21 protein-coding genes are annotated in these 19,063 nt (G+C 65.9%); 19 read left to right on the forward strand and 2 right to left on the reverse strand.

Annotation, left to right across the window (positions count from 1 at the left end; translation table 11 throughout):
* Nucleotides 1-58 precede the first annotated feature (58 nt).
* The 19 genes from KHC24_RS14245 to KHC24_RS14335 all read left to right on the forward strand — a co-directional run bounded on the left by KHC24_RS14245 (nucleotide 59) and on the right by KHC24_RS14335 (nucleotide 18,238).
* Nucleotides 59-1,249, forward strand: a complete 1,191-nt coding sequence (locus KHC24_RS14245; RefSeq protein WP_213363976.1) for an ABC transporter substrate-binding protein — start codon at nucleotides 59-61, stop codon at nucleotides 1,247-1,249.
* A 62-nt stretch (nucleotides 1,250-1,311) separates the two neighbouring features.
* Entirely contained in the window at nucleotides 1,312-2,187 is an 876-nt protein-coding gene (locus tag KHC24_RS14250) for a branched-chain amino acid ABC transporter permease (RefSeq protein WP_213363977.1), read from the forward strand.
* Nucleotides 2,184-3,977 carry a branched-chain amino acid ABC transporter ATP-binding protein/permease gene (locus tag KHC24_RS14255; protein WP_213363978.1) on the forward strand — a complete coding sequence of 598 codons (1,794 nt, stop codon included), beginning with the start codon at nucleotides 2,184-2,186 and terminating at the stop codon, nucleotides 3,975-3,977. The genes KHC24_RS14250 and KHC24_RS14255 overlap by 4 nt, the downstream gene beginning before the upstream one ends.
* Nucleotides 3,974-4,732 (forward strand): ABC transporter ATP-binding protein, encoded by a 759-nt coding sequence (locus tag KHC24_RS14260; protein WP_213363979.1) that lies wholly within the window; start codon nucleotides 3,974-3,976, stop codon nucleotides 4,730-4,732. Before KHC24_RS14255 ends, KHC24_RS14260 begins: the two co-directional genes overlap by 4 nt.
* A 45-nt stretch (nucleotides 4,733-4,777) precedes the next feature.
* Nucleotides 4,778-5,473 carry a cyclase family protein gene (locus tag KHC24_RS14265; RefSeq protein ID WP_213363980.1) on the forward strand — a complete coding sequence of 232 codons (696 nt, stop codon included), beginning with the start codon at nucleotides 4,778-4,780 and terminating at the stop codon, nucleotides 5,471-5,473.
* Between the two features lie 65 nt (nucleotides 5,474-5,538).
* On the forward strand, nucleotides 5,539-6,975 hold the full coding sequence (locus KHC24_RS14270) for an amidase (protein WP_373878569.1): 1,437 nt from the start codon (nucleotides 5,539-5,541) through the stop codon (nucleotides 6,973-6,975).
* Nucleotides 6,972-7,448 carry a nucleoside deaminase gene (locus KHC24_RS14275; RefSeq protein WP_213363981.1) on the forward strand — a complete coding sequence of 159 codons (477 nt, stop codon included), beginning with the start codon at nucleotides 6,972-6,974 and terminating at the stop codon, nucleotides 7,446-7,448. Before KHC24_RS14270 ends, KHC24_RS14275 begins: the two co-directional genes overlap by 4 nt.
* An 82-nt stretch (nucleotides 7,449-7,530) precedes the next feature.
* A complete protein-coding gene (locus KHC24_RS14280; protein WP_213363982.1) occupies nucleotides 7,531-8,691 on the forward strand; it encodes an ABC transporter substrate-binding protein in 1,161 nt (386 codons plus the stop codon).
* Between the two features lie 89 nt (nucleotides 8,692-8,780).
* Complete coding sequence (locus KHC24_RS14285) at nucleotides 8,781-9,689, forward strand: ABC transporter permease (RefSeq protein WP_213363983.1); 909 nt, start codon at nucleotides 8,781-8,783, stop codon at nucleotides 9,687-9,689.
* Entirely contained in the window at nucleotides 9,686-10,492 is an 807-nt protein-coding gene (locus KHC24_RS14290) for an ABC transporter permease (RefSeq protein ID WP_213363984.1), read from the forward strand. The genes KHC24_RS14285 and KHC24_RS14290 overlap by 4 nt, the downstream gene beginning before the upstream one ends.
* Entirely contained in the window at nucleotides 10,489-11,586 is a 1,098-nt protein-coding gene (locus tag KHC24_RS14295; protein WP_213363985.1) for an ABC transporter ATP-binding protein, read from the forward strand. Before KHC24_RS14290 ends, KHC24_RS14295 begins: the two co-directional genes overlap by 4 nt.
* A gap of 31 nt (nucleotides 11,587-11,617) precedes the next feature.
* Nucleotides 11,618-13,153 carry an amidohydrolase family protein gene (locus KHC24_RS14300; protein ID WP_213363986.1) on the forward strand — a complete coding sequence of 512 codons (1,536 nt, stop codon included), beginning with the start codon at nucleotides 11,618-11,620 and terminating at the stop codon, nucleotides 13,151-13,153.
* 1 nt (nucleotide 13,154) lies between these two features.
* Complete coding sequence (locus KHC24_RS14305; RefSeq protein ID WP_213363987.1) at nucleotides 13,155-13,940, forward strand: creatininase; 786 nt, start codon at nucleotides 13,155-13,157, stop codon at nucleotides 13,938-13,940.
* Between the two features lie 388 nt (nucleotides 13,941-14,328).
* Complete coding sequence (locus tag KHC24_RS14310) at nucleotides 14,329-14,508, forward strand: hypothetical protein (RefSeq protein WP_213363988.1); 180 nt, start codon at nucleotides 14,329-14,331, stop codon at nucleotides 14,506-14,508.
* 177 nt (nucleotides 14,509-14,685) lie between these two features.
* Nucleotides 14,686-14,877, forward strand: a complete 192-nt coding sequence (locus KHC24_RS14315) for a hypothetical protein (protein ID WP_213363989.1) — start codon at nucleotides 14,686-14,688, stop codon at nucleotides 14,875-14,877.
* A 257-nt stretch (nucleotides 14,878-15,134) separates the two neighbouring features.
* Complete coding sequence (locus tag KHC24_RS14320; protein WP_213363990.1) at nucleotides 15,135-15,350, forward strand: hypothetical protein; 216 nt, start codon at nucleotides 15,135-15,137, stop codon at nucleotides 15,348-15,350.
* Nucleotides 15,351-15,518: 168 nt separating this feature from the next.
* A complete protein-coding gene (locus tag KHC24_RS14325) occupies nucleotides 15,519-16,415 on the forward strand; it encodes a LysR family transcriptional regulator (RefSeq protein ID WP_213363991.1) in 897 nt (298 codons plus the stop codon).
* 194 nt (nucleotides 16,416-16,609) lie between these two features.
* Entirely contained in the window at nucleotides 16,610-17,506 is an 897-nt protein-coding gene (locus tag KHC24_RS14330) for an alpha/beta fold hydrolase (protein ID WP_246546957.1), read from the forward strand.
* Nucleotides 17,507-17,608: 102 nt separating this feature from the next.
* Nucleotides 17,609-18,238, forward strand: coding sequence for a pyridoxamine 5'-phosphate oxidase family protein (locus tag KHC24_RS14335; RefSeq protein ID WP_213363993.1), 630 nt, complete (start codon nucleotides 17,609-17,611; stop codon nucleotides 18,236-18,238).
* Between the two features lie 142 nt (nucleotides 18,239-18,380).
* Here the strand turns inward: KHC24_RS14335 and KHC24_RS25555 are convergent, their stop codons facing one another.
* Complete coding sequence (locus KHC24_RS25555) at nucleotides 18,381-18,677, reverse strand: aldo/keto reductase (RefSeq protein ID WP_271180560.1); 297 nt, start codon at nucleotides 18,675-18,677, stop codon at nucleotides 18,381-18,383.
* Nucleotides 18,678-18,826: 149 nt separating this feature from the next.
* On the reverse strand, nucleotides 18,827-19,039 hold the full coding sequence (locus KHC24_RS14345; protein WP_213363995.1) for a hypothetical protein: 213 nt from the start codon (nucleotides 19,037-19,039) through the stop codon (nucleotides 18,827-18,829).
* Nucleotides 19,040-19,063: the final 24 nt, after the last annotated feature.

A 19,063-nucleotide genomic window follows, 5' to 3' on the forward strand; every position in this document is an offset into this window, starting at 1 on the left:
TAACGGGCCCACACGCCCACCCCATCCGTTCATCCTGGCCACGACAGGAGAAATAAACATGTCTTCCAAGGGACTTATGCGCAGCCAGCTTCTGGCGGCGACGGTGGCGTTCGGCCTTTTGAGCTCGGTGGCACACGCCCAGCAGCAGCCCTGCATCGGCAACTCGGCCGCCGTCACCGGCCCGGCCGCGTTTTCCGGGCAGGCCATCAAGATGGGCGCGCAGATCGCCATTGACGAGATCAACGAGGCCGGCGGCGTGCTCGGCCAGAAGCTGCGGCTGGTGCAGTATGACGACGCTGGCGCGCCGCCGCGCGGCGTCGACAACACGAGGCGCATCGCGCTGGCCGACAAGTGCATCGCGGTGCTGGGCGGCTTCCATTCCACCGTCGCGGTGGCGCAGGTCGAGCCGGTGCACGAGATCGGCATCCCCTACATGGGCGTGTGGGCGGCCAACACCAAGGCGGTGGAGAACGGGCGCGACCCGAACTTCATGTTCCGCGTCTCCGCCAAGGACAAATGGGTCGCCCGCTTCCTCGTCGACGAGGCGCTTAAGGTCTCGAAGGACGGCAAGATCGCGTTCTTCTACGAGAACACCGGCTGGGGCAACGGCGCGCTCCCGGACATCAAGGCGGCGATGGCCGCGCGCGGCAAGGAACTCGTCGCGGCGGAGACCTTCAACTGGAACGACCAGGACATGTCCCCGCAGGTCATCCGCGCCCGCGATGCCGGCGCGGAAGTGGTGATGATCTGGTCGCTCGACCGCGAAGGCAACCAGGTCCTGCGCGCCATGGACAAGATCGGCTACAAGCCGGCCGTCATCGGCGCCTGGGGCATCAGCGGCAATCTCGGCGAGCTCGCCGGCCCGCTCGCCAATGGCGTGCGCGTCATGCAGACCTATTCCTTCCTCACGCCGCAGAGCGAGACGGGCAAGAAGATGCTCGCGACGCTGGCCGCCAAATACGGCCTGAACGATCCCTCGGCGATCAAGGCGGCATCCGGCATCGCCGATGCCTATGACGCCGTCTACATCCTCGCCGATGCCATCAAGATCGCCGGAGCCTTCGACTGGGCGAAGGTCCAGAAGGCGCTCTACGAGGTCAATCGCGACGGCCTGGTGGCGCCCTACAAGCCGGCCTTCGACAAGTCCGACCCCGAGCGGAACGACGCCCTGCTGCCGGAGAACTACCTGCTCGCGGTGTGGCACGACGGCAAGCTGATCCCCTTCAAGGGCTCGCCCTACGACAAGTGAACCGGGGACGGCGGCGCACCGCCGCCGTCCTTCTCACCGGCACGATGCGAGGACCCCGGCATATGTCGACCGTGGCGCAATACATCTTCTCCGGGCTGGCGATCGGCGGCATCTACGCGCTGGTCGCCCTCGGCTTCCACATCATGTGGTCCGCCGCCCGCGCGGTGAATTTCGCCCATGGCGACACGCTGATGATCGGCGGCCTCATGGCCGCCTATCTGGTGGCGAGCGGATGGTCGCTCGTCCTCGCCTGCGGGCTGGCGATCCTGGCCGGAGGCGCCTTCGGCTTCGTTCTCGAGCGTCTTGCCGTCCGTCCCTTTGCCGGGCAGGCAAACTCCATCGGCTGGATGCTGACCACCATCGCCGTCGGCATCATGGTCGAGAGCCTGGCGACGATCGAAACCCAGGGCTATGCGCTCCCCCTGCCCTCGCCCGGCGTCGCCGGCTCGGTGCAGGTCTTCGGCGCCGGCCTCTACCCGCAGGAACTGGTCATCCCCGTCATCGCGGTGATCGCCATGGCCGGGCTGCGCCTGCTCCAGCGCCACACGCTGATCGGCCGCGCCATGCAGGCCGTCGCCCACAACAAGAACGCCGCGGCGCTGATGGGCATCGACGTCAATCTGGTCATCGCCTTTTCCTTCGCGCTGGCGAGCCTCACCGGCGCGGCGGCGGGCGTGCTGATCGCGCCGGTGGTGCAGGCCTCCGCCACCATGGGCGTGCTGCCGGGGCTCAAGGGCTTCGCGGTCGCCATCATGGGCGGCATCACCTCGGCGCCGGGCGTGGTGCTCACCGGCCTCGCCTATGGCGTGATCGAGAAATTCGTCGAGGGCTACATCTCCACCGCGGCACGCGAGATCGTCGGCTTCTCGCTGATGATCGTGGTGCTGCTCGTCTTCCCGCAGGGCCTGTTCGGCAAGCGCGAGGTGGCCAAGGTATGAGCCGCCTCCACGCAATCGGCTTCCTGCTGCTGGCGGCGATCCTCGTCGCCGTGCCGCTCGCCTCGGGCAACGAGTACGAGCTGCGGCTGTTCATGCTGTTCCTGATCTACGCGATCATCGCCGTCGGGCTCAACGTGCTGGTCGGGCTCGCCGGGCTGGTCTCGCTCGGCCAGGCGGGGCTGTTCGCGCTCGGCTCCTATACCGGCGCCATCGTGGCGACGCGGCTCGGCTTCGACATGATCAGCTCCGGCCTGATCGCCGCCATCGTCGCCGGCCTGTTCGGCGTGCTGCTGGCCTATCCCACCGTGCGGGTGCGCGGCGTCTATCTCGCCGTCGTCACCATTGCCTTCGGCCTGATCGTCGAGAACGTCGCCATCGAATGGCAGTCGCTCACCGGCGGCACGACGGGTATCACCTCCATTCCCGCCCCTAACGCCTTCGGCGTCGCGTTGTCGGGCTATGCCTATTACGGCGTGCTGGCGGTGTCGCTGTTCCTGCTGGTGCTGGCCACCCATCACCTGAAGAACTCGCGCTACGGCCGCGCCATGCTGGCGATCGCACAGAGCGAGACGGCGGCGCGGGCGCTGGGGCTTAACCCCACCGCCCTGCGCACCCTCGCCTTCGTGGTCGCGGCGGTGACGTCGGGCATCGCCGGCACCTACTATGCCTTCCTCAACGCCTATATCTCGCCCGACATCTTCACTTTCACCGACAGCGTGCGCTTCCTGCTGATGGTGATCCTGGGCGGCGCGGCCTCGACCTTTGGCCCGGTGATCGGCGCCTACATCCTCACCTATCTGCCGGAATACCTTCAGGAATTCGCGGTCTGGCAGAAATTCGCCTATGGCGCGCTGCTGCTCGTGGTGATGTTCGTGCTGCCGCGCGGCATCATGGGCTCGCTGGGCGCGCTCGCCGCGCGCCTGCGCCCGGCGGCGAAGGCCGCACCCCTGGAGGCTGGGTTGCCGGCCGAGGTCACGCTGGCGCCGGACGCGAGCCGGCCGCATGCCGAGCTGGTGGCGCGTGACCTCACGGTGCGCTTTGGCGGCCTCACCGCGCTCGCCTCCGCCTCGCTGCGGGTGAAGCCTGGCGAGATCCACGCGCTGATCGGGCCGAACGGCGCCGGCAAGTCGACCTTCGTCAACACCATTTCCGGCTTCTACCGGCCGACCTCCGGCGCCTGCGAACTCGACGGCGTCCAGCTCACCGGCCTGTCCTCCCATGAGATCGCGCGCGTCGGCCTCGCCCGCACCTTCCAGAACACCGAGCTGTTCGGCGAAATGACCGTGCTGGAGAACGTGATGGTCGGCTACCAGCAGCGCCTCGGCTACGGCATCGCCGCGGCGGTGCTGCACACGCCGGCGATGCGCCGCGAGGAGACCCGCTGCCGCCGGACGGCGGCCGGGCTGCTCGCCTTCGTCGGGCTCGAGGCCTATGCGAACGAGCAGGCCCGCTTCCTGCCCTTCGGCCTGCAGCGCCGGCTGGAGATCGCCCGCGCGCTCGCCGCCGGGCCGCGCCTGCTGCTGCTCGACGAGCCCGCCGCCGGCCTGACCACCCAGGAGATCGACGCGCTCGAGGCGATGATCCGCAAGATCGCCGGCCTCGGCGTCAGCGTGCTGCTCATCGAGCACCATGTCGAGCTGATCATGGCGGTCGCCGACACCGTGACCGTCCTCGATTACGGCCAGGTGATCGCCAGCGACACGCCTTCCGTGGTGCAGGCGGACCCGCGCGTCGTCGAGGCGTATTTCGGCACCTCGGGCCATGGCGCCACCGCGGAGGCTTCGGCATGAACGTCACCGACAGCGCGACCGACGCCCCCCTCCTCGACATCCGCAATCTCGAGCTGCGCTACGGCGCCGCCGTCGCGGTGCGCGACATCTCGCTCAGCGTGAAGCGCGGGCAGCTGGTGGCGGTGATCGGCAATAACGGCGCCGGCAAGTCCTCCATGGTGCGCGGCGCCAGCGGTCTGGTGCGCCCCTCGAAGGGACGGGTGTTCTTTCGCGGCGAGGACACCACCTCGCTGCCGGCCAACCGCAAGGTGCGGCGCGGCCTGGTCATGGTGCCGGAGGGGCGACTGCTGTTCCCCGACCAGAGCGTCGAGGACAATCTGATCCTCGGCGCCTATGCGCATGGCGGCCTCAAGGGTGCCCGCGCGCGGGAGACGCTGGAGAAGGTCCTCACCCTGTTCCCGCGCCTCAGGGAACGGCTCGCCCAGCAGGCCGGCTCGATGTCCGGCGGCGAGCAGCAGATGCTCGCCATCGCCCGCGGCCTGATGGGCGAGCCCGAATTGCTGATCATCGACGAACTCTCCCTCGGCCTGGCGCCGAAGATCGTCGACCAGCTGATGGCCGTGCTCGCCGAGCTCAACCGGCAGGGCCTGTCGATCCTGCTGGTCGAGCAGCTGGCCGCGCATGCGCTCGCCATCGCCGACCATGCCTATGTGATCGCCAACGGCCACGTGGTGCGGCACGGGCCGAGCGCGGAAATCGCGCGCGATCCCGAGGTGATGGAAGCCTTCCTCGGCAAGAAGAAATCCTCCGCCTGAGGCGCCCGCACGGCGCCGCCTTTCCTAACCGTTCAAGGAGCGAACATGTCCCGCGTCATCGACCTGAGCCTGCTCATCGAGGACAACATGCCGGCCCACAAGCTGTTCCAGCGGCCGGTCATCACCACCCATCTGAGCCATGAGCGCTCGGCGGCGTTCGGCCTCGGCGTGCCGGGCGACGCCATGACCTTCCAGACCAACTTCATCGCCATGCTCGACCATGTCGGCACCCATGTCGATGCCTTCCGCCATGTGAAGCCGGATGGCGCGCCGATCGACGAGATGCCGCTCGAGATGTTCATGGGCAAGGCGGTGTGCTTCGATCTGCGGCACATCCCCGATCTCGGCGACATCACCGCCGAGGACATGCAGGTGGCCGAGGAGAAGGCCGGCGTGAAGGTGGACGGCCACATCGTGCTTTTGTGCACCGGCTTCCACGCCCGCAACTACCCGACGCTGGATTCGGTGTGGAAGAACCCGCTGCTCACCGTCGAGGCGACGCGCTGGCTTTATGACCGCGGCTCGAAGATGCACGGCGTCGAAGGCCCTTCCACCGACAAGCCCAGCGACGACATCTTCGCCCAGCACCGCCTGTGCCGCGAGCTCGGCATCAGCCACTGGGAGTGGCTGGTCAATCTGGAAGAGCTGATCGGCAAGGGCGAGTTCCAGTTCTTCGGCGCGCCGCTGAAGTTCAAGGGCGGCTCCGGCTCGCCGGTGCGCGCTTTCGCCATCGTGAACTGAACGCCGGCCGGGCGGCGTGCCGTCCGGCATCGTTCTTGCTCTTCAAGTCGGTGATGATGTCCTGTTTGCTAGCACATGCTCCCTTTGCCCATCTGAGCGCCCGCGAGACGCGCGACCGTATCGCGCGGCGCGAGCTCTCGCCGGTGGAACTCACCCGCGCCGCGCTCGACGCCGCGCGGGCGACGCAGGACAGCCTCAACGCCTTCTTCCTCATCTTCGAGGAGGAGGCGATGGCCGCGGCGCGGGCGGCGGAGGAGACGGTCCTGCGCGGCGACGCGCTCGGCCCGCTGCACGGCGTGCCGTTCTCGGCCAAGGACCTGATGGCAGTGAAGGGCGCGCCCTATGCCTCCGGCTCGCGCGCCATGGCGGACAATATCGCCCAGGTCGATGCACCGGCGGTGCAGCGTGCCAGGGCGGCGGGCGCCATCCTCATCGGCAAGACCACCACCAGCGAGTTCGGCTGCAAGCCGGTCGGCGACAGCCCGCTGACCGGCATCACCCGCAACCCGTGGAACCTCGAAAAGACGCCGGGCGGCTCCAGCGCCGGGGCTGCCGCCTCGGTGGCGGCCGGCATCACCCCCTTCGCGCTCGGCACCGATGGCGGCGGCTCGATCCGCATTCCCTGCGCCTTTTCCGGCCTCGCCGGCCTCAAGGGGCAGTTCGGCCGGGTGCCGGTGTGGCCGGTCTCGGCGACGCCCACCCTCGCCCATGTCGGGCCGATCGCCCGCGACATCGCCGATGCCGCGCTCATGTTCGCCGCCATCGCCGGCTATGACGCGCGCGATCCCTTCAGCGTCGCCGGCCCGGTGCCGGATGTCGAGGCCGCCATCGGCGCCTCCATCGAGGGCATGCGCATCGCCTGGAGCCCGACGCTGGGCTATGCCCGCCCGGATGCCGAGGTGCTGCGCGTGACCGAGGCGGCAGCCCGGCGCCTCGCCGATCTCGGCGCCGTCGTCGAGGAGGTCGGGAGCGTCTTCGAGACCGACCCGGCCGATCTGTGGATCGCCGAGTTCTATGCCGGCGTCGGCACCCGCCTGCGCAGCGTCATCGAGAACCAGCGCGATTTGCTCGATCCGTCCGTCGCCGTGGTGCTGGAAGCCGCGCTCGGGCAGGAGATGCGCGCCTATTACGAGACGGTGTTCAAGCGCTACGCGCTGCGGGACGAGATGCGCCGGTTCTTCGAGCGCTACGACGCCCTGCTCTCGCCGGTGCTGCCGGTCGCCTCGCTCGATGCCGGCCTCGACATGCCCGCGCATCTTTCCGACCGCAATCTGGTGAGCTGGGTCTTCTACACCTACCCGTTCAACCTCACGGGCCAGCCCGCCGCCAGCGTCTGCGCCGGTCTCGATGCCGCCGGCATGCCGGTCGGCCTGCAAATCGTCGGCCGGACATTGGGCGAGGCCGATGTGATCAGGCTCGCCAGCGCCGTGGAACGGCTGCGCCCGGCCAGCGACCTCCTGCCTCCCGCCCTGCGTCCTCCCCAAAGCGAGCACCTGTCATGAGCACGCCCGAAATCTTCATGCGCCGCGCCATCGAGATCAGCCGGGACAAGATGCGCGCCGACGGCTCGGCGCCGTTCGGCTGCGTCATCGTCAAGGATGGCGAGATCGTCGGCGAAGGGGTGAACAACGTCGTCAATAATCACGACGCCACCTCGCATGGCGAGGTGGAGGCCATCCGCGATGCCGGCCGCCGCCTGAAGACCTGGGATCTCTCCGGCTGCGATCTCTACACCACCTGCGAACCCTGCGAGATGTGCGTCGCCTCGATGTTCTGGGCGAAGATCTCGCGCATGTACTACGCGAACACGCTCAAGGACTGCACCGAGGTCGGCTTCGACCTCGAGCCCCTGACGCAGGCGGTTCGCGCCGACCTCCACGACCGCGCTCTCCCCGCCGAACGCCTGCTCGCCACCGAGGCGCGCGAGGTGCTGGACGAGTGGGTCGCCTCGCCGGGGTTCAACGCCTTCCAGTGACGTGCCGACGCCTGCGCCCATGCCGGCTGCGGAAAAGGCCGGCCAATACCTTCAAACAACCTTCCCGACGGAGCCATCGTCAATGAACGAGTTCGACGACAAGATCACGGACTTCCGCGCGCTGCTTCATCCGCTCAATCGCCGCCGCTTCATGCAGGGCGCCAGCGCGCTGGCCGGCGCCGCCGCCATCGGCGCCTCGGCCGTGCCGGAGACCGCCTATGCGCAGGACAAGGTGCTGAACCTGCTCTGCTGGCCCGGCCATGGCGATCCGGCCTTCGTGAAGCCCTTCGAGGAGAAGTACGGCTGCAAGGTCGTCGCCAAGGAATATGTCGGCGGCGAGCCGATGCTGGCGCTGATGAACCAGTCGCCTCCCGGCACGTTCGACGTAGTGCTGGCGGATGCCGAATATATCGGCATGCTCGCCCAGAGCAGCCTCATCGACAAGATGGACCCGGCCGACTACCCGCTCGCCGACTACTGGCCGGAGTTCCAGAAGTTCGGCCCGCACTGGGTGAACGAGAGCCTTTACTCGGTACTGATCCGCTTCGGCTATCTCGGCATCGCCTATCGGACCGACGTGCTCAGCGAGAAGGATGTCGAATCCTACAAGGTGCTGTGGGACGACAAGCTGAAGGGCAAGCTCGGCTTCTTCGACTGGTACCTGCCGACCATGGGCTGCCTCAGCCTGTATGATGGCAACAAGGCGCCCTTCGACATCTCCGCCGAAGCCTTCGACAAGCTGAAGAAGACCCTGTTCTCGCTGAAGCCGCAGGCCTCGGGCTTCTACTCGATGGCCGACCAGTTCTCGATGCTGACCAACGGCACCGCAGCGGCGATCCCCGGCGTCGGCGACTGGGTGGTGCTGCTCCTGCAGAAGAACGGCGTGCCGGTCTCGGCCACCGTTCCGAAGGAGGGCGGCATCCAGTGGACGGAATCGATGTCCATCGTCTCCTCCTCCACCAAGAAGGACCTCGCCAAGGCGTTCATCCAGTACGCCTCCTCGCCGGAAGGCCAGGCCCGCTCGGCGATTCTGCCGTCCTACTGGGCTTCGATTCCCAACAAGAAGGGCTGGGACTTGCTGATCAAGGATCATCCGGCCGAAGCCAAGGCGCTGCGCCATACCTTCGACGCGCGCAACGTCATGGATGAGTACAAGGACGGCAGGATTCACATCCGCCAGACCCCGGTGAAGCAGTCCATCGAGGAATGGAACGACGTCTGGTCGGAATTCAAGTCGATGTAAGCCCCAATGCCGGACGGCGGCCTCCCGGTCGCCGTCCGGCTCCGGCCCGTCACGCCTTCCGACCACGCCCCGCCACGAGCGCTCGCCCTATGTCCGACGCACGATCCACCCAGACCTTGCCGTCGGCCTCACCGGTCACCTCATCGGCCCGGGCGACCCGGCTGCGTTTCGCCGCCTTCTGGGGTCTGCCGCCGCTGGTCTGGCAGCTGGCATTCTTCGTCGTGCCGCTCGGTTTCCTCGTCGCCATGACCTTCTGGTCGGTGAAGAGCTTCCGGCTGACGCCGGATGCGACGCTCGCCAACTGGACCTTCATCCTGAACGCCGGCTTCTTCCGCAACGCCTATGTCTACACCTTCTGGCTCGCCGGCCTCACCGCGCTGTTGGCAAGCCTGATCGCCTTTCCCGCCGCCTATACGCTGGCGTTCCGGCTGCAGCCGGCGACCCGGCGCTTCCTCGTCTTCATGCTGGTGGTGCCGTTCTTCACCTCCTATCCGGTCCGCATCTACTCGACGCAGATCTTCTTCAGCCCGCAGGGCATCATCAACGCCGCGCTGCACCCGCTGGGCCTCGGCCCCATCTCGGTGCTCAACAGCCCGACCGGGACAGTGATCGGCTATCTCGTGCTGACGCTTCCGCTCGTCGTGTTGCTGCAAACCTTCGCTTTGATGAACGTTCCCAAGACCTTGATCGAGGCAGCGCACAATCTTGGCTGCGGCCGGCTGCGCACCATTCTTACCGTGATCGTGCCCTCCGCCCGCATCGGGTTGGTCGTCGCGGCGACCTTCGCCTTCGTGCTCGCCTTCGGTGACTATGTGGCGCCGCTCTATCTCGGCGGCTCCAAGCCGCCGACCCTGTCGATCCTGATCGCCGACCAGGTAAAGTCCGGCAACCATTGGCCCCGCGCCTCGGTGGTCGCGGTGATCATGATACTTACCCTGGTGGCGGTGATGAGCACGATGCTCGCCCTCGCCTATGGCCGCAGGGGAGCGAAGCCATGAGCCGGGCCCTGCTGCGCCGGGCGGCGCTCCTCGTCTGGACCTTTCTGGTCTTCACCTTCATCTTCGCGCCGATCATCTCGACGATCGTCTTCTCCTTCAACGCCGATCGCTTTCCGAGCCTGCCCTGGGGTGGCTTCAGCCTCCAGTGGTACGAGGCGGTCTTCGCCGATGCCAGCGTCCAGCGTGGTCTGGTGAACAGCCTGATCGTCGCCGGGGCGACGTCGGTAATCGCCACCTTCCTCGGCTTCGCCGCCGCCTATGTCGACTACAGGTATCGCTTCTTCGGCAAGGCCGCCTACACCGCCATCGTCGCCCTGCCGCCGACCGTGCCGGTGGTAATCCTCGGCGTCGCGATGCTGACCTTCGAGGGACGCATCGGCCTCTCCGGCACGCTGACCGGCGTCACCGTCGGCCATGTCGTCCTCGCCGCGCCCTTCGCCATGGCGCTGGTCCGCATGCGCCTCGCCGATCTCGATCCCGATATCGAGAGAGCCGCGTGGAACCTCGGCGCGACGCCCTGGTCGACCATTACCGGCGTCGTCATCCCGTTCTGCCTGCCGGCGATCCTCGCTTCGATCTTCCTCACCGCCGCGGTCTCCTTCGACGAGTTCATGATCGCCTGGTTCGTCTCGGGGGTGAACGAGACGCTGCCGGTCCGCGTGCTTGCCATGCTCCAGGGACAGGTCAGTCCCCGCATCAACGCCATCGGCGCCCTCGTCTTCGCCGTATCGATGACTTTGGTCGTCGCCGCCCAGATTCTGCTCGGGCGCAACGGCCGTCGCAGCAAGGAAACCCAGCCATGACGACCACGAAAGCCGGCCCGATGCTGGAGATCGACCGTGTCGCCAAGCGCTATGGCGGAACGCTAGCCGTCGCCGAGGTGTCGTTCACCATCGGAAAAGGCGAGTTCATCGCGCTGATGGGTCCCTCCGGCTGCGGCAAGACAACGACGCTGCGGATGATCGCCGGGCTCGATACGCCGAGCGAGGGAGAAATTCGCCTGTGGGGCCGGCGCATCAACGAGGATGCCCCCTGGGAACGCGATGCCCCCCTGGTCTGGCAGAACTACGCGCTGTTTCCTTTCCTCTCGGTGGTGAAGAACGTCGAATTCGGCCTCAAGCAGCGCCGGGTGCCCGCCGCCGAACGCCGCAAGAAGGCGATGGAATGGATGGAGCGGCTCGGCATTGCCGGCTTTGCCGAGCGCGGCGTCGACCAGCTCTCCGGCGGCCAGCGGCAGCGCGTCGCCCTCGCCCGTGCCTTGGCTCTCGAACCCGAAATGCTGCTGCTCGACGAGCCGTTATCCGCCCTCGATCCGCATTTGCGGGTGCGCATGCAGTCGGAGCTGGTGCGCCTCCATCGGGAGCTCGGCATCACCTTCGTCTGCGTGACGCATAGCCATTCGGAAGCCTTCGCCATGGCGGACCGCGTCGTCATCATGAGCGAGGGTCGCGTGCAGCAGATCGGCGCGCCACGCGAGATCTACCGCCGCGCCTCCAACCGTTTCGTCGCCGAGTTCGTCGGCGGCAACAACCTGTTCTCCGGCACGGCGTCGAGCGCGGGCAACGGGGCGCTACGCGTCGAGGGACCGTTCGGCGCGGCGCTGGCGCCACGTCCGTCGGAACCGGCAATCCACGATGGTGCGGCGGTGACGCTGGTGGTGGCGGCCGACCGCATCGACATCGCCTCGGCCCGGTCGGGCATCGGCAACGAGATCGACGCACGGGTAGTGACGCTGGAAGTCGTCGGCTCATCCGCCACGGTGTTTCTCGAAACCGCCGGCGGCGTGGATCTGCGCGTGCAGCGTTCTCTGCATGAAATCGAGAACACCCCTCTCAATCCCGGGCAGGCCGTCATCGCCCGCTGGTCGCAGGACGAAGGCTACTTCCTGCCGGCCTGACCCCCATCCAGTCCTTCTACGGAGTGAACCGATGTCGACCTTCATTCGCGGTGCCACCGTGCTCGCCATGGGCGGCGCCTCCGGCAGCACGCCCTTCACCGGCGATCTGCTTGTCGAGGGCGACCGCATCGCGGCGATCGGCCCGAACCTTCCGGTGCCGGACGGCGCCACCATCATCGAGGGCGCCGGCAAGCTGGTGATGCCAGGCCTCATCAACGCGCACCTGCATTCCGGCGAGGCGCTGTTCAAGGGCCGCTACGACAATCTGCCGCTCGAATTGTGGATGCTCTATTCCTACCCCATTCTCGGCGCCAAGGCGCTTGCCGAGCGGATGATCTATCTGCGTTCCATGGTGGTCGCCATCGAGTCGCTGAAGACCGGCGTCACCTGCCTGACCGACGACATCTTCGAGGCGCCGCGCCAGTCGCTGGCGCAGCTCGGCGCCGCCGTGCAGGCCTATGACGATGCCGGCATCCGCGCCACCGTCTCCGGCCATGTGATGGACAAGGACTTCCTCGATTCCATCCCGTTTTCGCGCGAGCACGTCCCCGCCGACCTGCAGGCCGAGGTCGCCAAGCTCGGCGTGCCGACGACCGCGGAATATATCGACTTCGCCAAGGAGGCCTACGCCGCCTTCCATGGCCGCTCGGGCCGCATCCGCTTCATGGTCGCCCCCTCGGCGCCACAGCGCTGCACGCCGGAGCTGATGCAGGCGGCGAACGAGCTGGCGCTGGAATGGAAGGTGCCGTTCCACACCCACATCGTCGAGACCAAGGTGCAGGGCGTCACCGGCCCGGCGATCTACGGCAAGACGTTGATGCGCTACATGGACGATCTCGGCCTCATGCATTCCGGCACCACCATCGCCCATTCGATCTGGGTGACGTCGGACGATATCGCGCTGATGGGCGAGGCCGGCGTCTCCATCGTTCACAACACCATCTCGAACCAGAAGCTCGGCGCCGGCGTCGCCCCGGTGCGTCAGCTTCTCGACGCCGGCGTCAATGTCGCGCTCGGCTCGGACGGCATCTGCTCCAACGATACGCCGCGCATGTTCGACGTGATGCATGCCTGCGGCCTGATCCACAAGGTGACGACGCCGGACTACAAGCAGTGGGTGAGCGCCGCCGAGGTGCTGCACGCCTGCACGCTTGCCGGCGCCAAGAGCGCGCTGATCGGCCACGAGGCCGGCTCGCTCGAAGCTGGCAAGAAGGCTGACCTGCTGATCATCAACCTCAACACGGTGAGCTTCACGCCGCGCAATGACATCCTCAACCACCTCGTCTATTGCGAGAACGGTTCATCCATCGAGAAGGTGATGGTGAACGGCGAGATCGTGGTCGAGAACGGCAAGCTGACCAAGATCGACGAAGAAGCCTTGCTCGCCGAGCTTCAGGCGGCGATGCCGGGCTTTAATGAGTATCATTCCGGCGTGGAGCGGACGAACAAGGCGTTCGAACCTTCCTTCGACGCCATTCATCGCCGCTGCAACCAGATCGACATCGGCGTGCATCGCCTCATCGGCAACAGCGACATGTGGCCATCAACGCCGTCGGGGAACTTCTGAAATGCCCGTCTCCAACACCCTCATCGCCGATCTCACCTGGTACGACTTCGCGGAAAAGGTGAAGGCAAACCCGATCGTGTTCCTTCCCATCGGTTCGGTGGAACAGCACGGTCCGCATCTGCCGCTCTCCACCGATATCCTGCTGCCGCAGGCTATCGCAGCGGAGGTGGCCGAGCGTGTCGGCGGCCTCGTCGCCCCGCCGGTGGCCTATGGCTACAAGTCACAGCCGAAATCCGGCGGCGGCAACCATTTTCCCGGCACGCTCAGCCTCGATGCCGGCGTGCTGATCGGCCTCGTGCGCAACGTCGTCAACGAGCTCGTGCGGCACGGCGTGCGCCGCATCGTGCTGTTCGACGGCCATATGGAAAACCAGTGGTTCCTGGTCGAGGCCGCCGATCTCGCGCTACGCGATCAGGCGATGCTCGGGCGCAGCGACGTGAAGATCATCAAGCTCGGCTATTGGGAGTTCATCACCAAGACTACCGAGAAGGTGCTGTTTCCCGACGGCTTCCCGAGCTGGGAGCTGGAGCATGCGGCGGTGATGGAGACCTCCGTCATGCTGCACATCCGGCCCGATCTCGTGCGGAGCGAACTCATCCCCGACGGTCCGGCAGCGGATTTCCCGCCCTACGATATCTACCCCTTCGACACCCGCCCGATCCCCCCCACCGGGGTGCTCTCCTCGGCGGGCTCGGCCTCGGCGGAAAAGGGAGCGGCCGTTCTGGCGCAAGTGGTACCCGATATCGCCGATGCCCTGATCAAGGCCTTCGATGCACCGACAGCGTAACGCTGCGCCATCGTAGTGCGTTCGCAGCAGGGGAGCACCATCCGCAGCAGGCCTCGCTCCCCTGCAGTCGATGAGACCCCGCCTTTGCCAACGCCCGCCTTCTAGCGACTGGCTTTCACGGACGACGCCAAAACCCTCCCGGCGTGGTGGCGATGGTCAGCGTGACGGCCAGCATGCAGGTCGGGCTCAGCCGAGTAGTGCCGATCTGATGGTGATGAGCCGCGACGCACCGACTAACATCACCAACGCGCTGCTGATCGTCGAGCCGACGGACAGCACGGTCGCGGCCTATGTCTTGCCGAGGGCCGATACTCGTGGCTTCATCGGTCTTTAGGCGCAGCGTATCCTTCGCACCGGCCGATCCGGCTACGGGAGCGCCGCCGAGCAGGTGGACCTGATCGGCTTCGACCCAGCGACGGATTTCACCATCCTTCCCTGGCTCTCCGAGCGGCTGGCCGGCACGATGCAGCCCGATGATGTGATCTTAGGCGGCAGTCGGGATCTGCCTTTGGGCTCGCAAGCCCTCAAGCAGGCCGTCCACATCGCCGACGGCGTGATCGTGCCATGAATAGACCGCATCTCCGGGATCTCGAACGCCTGAGTTCGGCAGAGAAGGACGCGCTGATCGTCAATCTCTGGAAGACCTTGCAGGCGCTCGATTGCCCCCTGCCCGTTCCCATGTGGCGCGGCTTCGACGGATGCTGGCCAGTCCGCCGATACGCCGCCCGGAGCGGACCGGCTGGCATTGATCCGGCGCATTGAAACGACCGCAGCCTCTCCTCGCGCATGGCACCGTTTCGGCCAGCGGCAACCATGGCTCTCGAAGCTGCTGGACTATCGCCCGCTCCAGATCCTGCTCGCCGTCATTGGCCTCGGATTGGTCGGTGACTTCGGCATCGGTTGGTATCAGCGCCAGCAGACGACCGCGCGGCAATAAGAAAGGCTGCGCCTCGAACAGGCTGCGTTCGGTGGCCTCTACATGGAACTCGTCCGTGCCGGTCCTGTACCGCAGGACAGTGCCCACCAAGCAACGCTGAGGCTGCGACGCACCTTGCCGGAGAGCGCGATGTATATATTGCAGAATCCGCCTCGGGTTTTCGTGCAGACCGGTTTGGTATGGCGCAAAGTGCGAGCGTGCACTCCCGTCGACAATTCGTGAGGTGTGACAAGGCTTGAAGATGGACCGATGTTGTCGTGATCTTCGAGGCCAATGTCGAAGGTTGGCGCGAACTGATCCCCAGTTACATGCATGTGCGGCTTCAGTTCGACCAGTTGATCAGCTTGCCGAGCGAGCCGGACGACGACATCGTGGAGCGCCAGAAACGCTTTTGCTTCTACCTGAGGCCACAAGGCACGGATGATTCGGAAATCGGGCAGCGGGTGGGCTTCAGCGGCCCGCCTTCATGCTGATGCCGCCGTATTAGCGACTCCAGGGAAAGCCGTGGCCTCGGGAATTTTTTTGCCCAAGCTAAATCAGAGCGGAATATTCGGCCGCCCGATACCGCTTTGTGAGCCTTGACCGCCTGGCCCAAGCGCGAGCAGCCTGCAGTGGCGGCCAGGCGGTCGAGGGGGATGGGAATGGATCGCTGGCAGGCCATGAAGGTGTTCGTCAAAGTTGCCGAAGCGGAGAGCTTCGCCGAGGCGGGACGCCAGTTGAACATGAGCCCGCCGGCGATCACGCGCGCCATCTACGCCTTGGAAGAACAGATCGGCGTCCGGCTTCTCACTAGGACCACGCGATCGGTGAAGATCACCGAGGCGGGAAGACGGTATTTCGATGACTGCCGCCGTATCCTTGCCGACATCGCCGATGCCGAGGCATCCGCCGCAGGCTCGCACGCCAACCCGACCGGCACGCTCATCGTCACCGGGTCGGTGATGTTCGGCCAGATGTATACGCTGCCCATTCTCCTCGAATATCTCGATCGATATCCCTCGGTGACGGGGCGCAGCCTGTTCGTGGACCGCATAGTGAACATCATCGAGGAAGGCATCGATGTTGCGATCCGGATCGGGCATCTGCCGGATTCCGGTCTCAGCGCCATAAAGGTCGGCTCGGTCAAGCGGGTGATCTGCGGGGCTCCGTCCTATTTCGAGAAGCATGGGGTTCCCCAGGTTCCGGCCGATCTGGCGCAGCATCGGATCGTCGCGCCGACGGCCGCCTGGGCATCGCCCGAATGGCAGTTCGGGGAGGAAACAAAGACCAGCGTCACCGTCCGCCCCCGGCTGCTCTGCAATACCAACGAGGCCGCGATCACCGCTGCCGAGCAAGGATGGGGTCTCACCCGTATCCTTTCCTACCAGATAGGTCCCGCCCTGTTGGAGGGACGCCTTCAAACCGTGCTCTCCGCATATGAAGAGAAGGCGCTGCCGATCCATGTCGTGCACGCAGAAGGAAGGCACGCACCGGCCAAGGTGAGAACCTTCGTCGACTTGGCGGTCGAGCGCCTGCGCGCCAACCGATTGTTCAACTGATGCCGAAGCCTGCGGATCGTGCGCGGACAGTGCGTGCCGACCGGACTGCGCATCGCGTGGCCGCACGATTATTCCATTATAAGGAATAATAACTTCCAATATTTACCGATTAAAGCCTTGAGAAGGAAGGGCTATTTCTCTTCTCGAGGCTGGCATCACGTCGTTCATCGGCCTCGACAAAGATGGAGGACGCTATGAACCGACCCAATATCTCCCCCGCGCCGGTCACCGTTCGCTACCGTTCCGCGACGGTCGATGGTGTAGAGATGTTCTATCGGGAAGCCGGTCCGGCGGATGGGCCTGTCGTGCTGCTGCTGCACGGCTTTCCGACGTCGTCGCACATGTTCCGCAACCTGATGCCGCTACTCGGCGATCGGTACCGCGTCATCGCCCCGGACTATCCGGGCTTCGGCCAGAGCGCCGCGCCCGATCACACGACGTTTTCCTACAGCTTCGGCCATTATGCCGACCTGGTGGATACGCTTCTCGGCCAGCTCGGCATCACCCGCTATGCCATGTACGTCATGGATTACGGCGCGCCGGTCGGCTACCGCCTCGCCCTGAAGCATCCCGAACGCGTCAGCGGCCTGATCATCCAGAACGGCAATGCCTATGAAGAGGGCCTGGGCGCGTTCTGGGATCCGGTCAAGGCCTATTGGGCGGATGGATCCGCGCAGCACCGGGAGGCTCTGTCCGGCCTCGTGACGCTCGAGATCACGAAGTTCCAGTACACCGATGGCGTCAAGGACCTGTCGCGCATCAGCCCGGACAATTGGGTGCACGACCAGGCGCTGCTCGATCGGCCGGGCAACAAGGATATTCAGCTCGACCTGTTCTACGACTATCGCACCAACGTCCCGCTCTATCCGCAATTCCAGCAGTTCTTCCGTGAGCGTAAGCCGCCGACCCTGATCGTCTGGGGCAAGAACGACAAGATCTTCCCTGAGGAGGGCGCACATCCCTATCTCCGCGACCTGCCGGCGGCCGAGCTTCACATCCTCGACACCGGGCATTTCGCGCTCGAAGACAAGCTCGACGAGATGGCCCCGCTGATCCACGATTTCCTTGATCGCAACGTTGCGGCGCGCTGAGGCGCCTGACCGCGCGGCCGCACTCGGAACCCGCTGAAAAGGAAGCTCCCGGCCGAGATGCCCGACGGAGGCATGGCCGGGAGTTCACGTCGGAGAACCATCATGTCCTATGGATTTATGGATATCGCCGTGACCCCTAGTGTCCGGGCCGCTCAGGCCGAGATGGGCGCCGATCACATCTGGACCGATTTCGAGGGTCATCGCGAATTCGGGCGGTTCACCGAGAACGAGGCCGCCTTCATTGCCGAGCGCGACAGCTTCTACATCGCCTCGGTTTCCGAAACCGGCTGGCCCTACGTCCAGCATCGCGGCGGCCCACCAGGCTTTCTCAAGATGATCGACGACAGGACGCTGGCCTTCGCCGATTATCGTGGCAACCGGCAGTACATCAGCACGGGAAATATCGCGGCGAACGACAGGGTTTGCCTCTTCCTGATGGACTATCCCAGACGCGCGCGACTGAAGATCTACGCGCATGTCGAGAAACTGGCGCTCGATGCCGACCCCGCCCTGACCGACCAGGTCACCGACGTCGCCTACAGGGCAAAGCTGGAACGGATTTTCCGGCTGCGGCTGGAGGCCTTTGACTGGAACTGCCAGCAGCACATCACCCCGCGCTTCACCGAGGCGGAGGTGGCCCGTGCGGTCCACCCGCTCCGTGAGCGCCTCGCCAAGCTGGAGGCCGAGAACGCGGCGCTGCGCGCCAGGCTCGCGCCCACCGACGGTCAGTGAAGAGCCGTGTCTTGTCGCAGCCGTCGTTCACGGTGACGGACTAGCGAACGCGGACCTGATGGCCAGGTTCGGAATCGTTGGGATAGTGCGGCGCCGGCTTCGAGACCTCGTCGAGACGCTTCAGCGCCTCGTCCGGCAGCGTTCAGCTGCTGGTGGCGAGATTGACCTTGAACTGGCTGGCGGTCCGGGCCCCGAGGATGATGCTCGCCACCGCTGGCTTCTCCAGTAGCCAGCGTAATGCCACGCTGGCCGGCGTGAAGCCAAGCTCCGCGGCCACCTCGAGCAGCTCCGCGACGATTGCGCCACGGTTAGGTGCCAGAAAGGGGATGCGGCTGCTGAAGCCCTGCCCGTTCTGCGAGCCTGTGTTCGCCGCTGGCTCAGGGCCTTCCTTGCCGCAAAGTATCAGCGCGACGCCCGTCCGCCGGGCGCCCCACCACACCGTTCGAGCAGAGCCAACGCGATCAGAAGCCCGGAACGGAAGCCGCTATCGATGCTCATCTGGCCGTCACCCGCGACTTCGGCCTCGATCCGGCCCAGCTCACCATCGCCTATGTCACCACAAGTATCCGTCAGAAGGCTGCACTGATGTCAGCTCTTGACGGGATCGTGCTTTTCCACGCCCAGGGCAGCAATTCGTCGAGCCCGGGCCGAGCGATGAAGATGCGGCACCCGCCAATCGATCGCCACCTCACCCTGGTCCAGCCGGTCGCGCCAGATGCGCAGGAACGTCGGCGAGAGCTGCAGCGCGGCGGCGTACTCGCGCACGCCCATGCCGCTCCATTTCATCGCCTCGACATGCATTGCTCAGAACGCCTGGAGCACACG

Source organism: Ancylobacter defluvii, assembly GCF_018390605.1.
Classification (GTDB): domain Bacteria; phylum Pseudomonadota; class Alphaproteobacteria; order Rhizobiales; family Xanthobacteraceae; genus Ancylobacter; species Ancylobacter defluvii.